The organism is Pseudoalteromonas sp. S1610 (assembly GCF_005887465.1).
Taxonomy (GTDB): Bacteria; Pseudomonadota; Gammaproteobacteria; order Enterobacterales; family Alteromonadaceae; genus Pseudoalteromonas; species Pseudoalteromonas undina.
The window spans coordinates 1-334 of record NZ_PNDI01000123.1 but is presented as its reverse complement, the minus strand read 5'-3'; the positions used below and the strand labels follow the sequence as shown (position 1 = coordinate 334).

Annotated in this window: 1 protein-coding gene; it reads right to left on the bottom strand. The window is 42.5% G+C overall.

Going from position 1 to position 334, the window contains the following annotated elements; translation table 11 throughout:
• On the bottom strand, positions 1 to 250 hold a 250-nt coding region (locus tag CWB77_RS18060; RefSeq protein ID WP_283957552.1), incomplete at its 3' end, for a TrmH family RNA methyltransferase.
• Positions 251 to 334 lie beyond the last annotated feature (84 nt).

Sequence of the window (334 nt, the reverse complement as noted above, 5' to 3'; positions counted from 1 at the left end):
AAGATACTGTACGCGAGCTAGCACTAGTATCGATAGTTAATGCAAAATCAGCAATGGCATCCGCAACGGTATAAACAAAAACAGCATTACCAAGTACATCTGTAGCTCCTGCAGCCAGTGCGCTGGCATGTCTATCTATTTCACAGGCAGGATCTACAAGGTATAACTTTGATAATCCCATGGTTTTCATGGCACGTGCCGCAGAACCAATATTGCCAGAATGGGATGTGTTTACTAAACCGATGCGAATATCATCTCAGATGCTTACAGTGCTACTTATCGAGTACAAAAAACTTGCGCAAATTCTAGCATGAAAACGCGCTGAGATCCTATA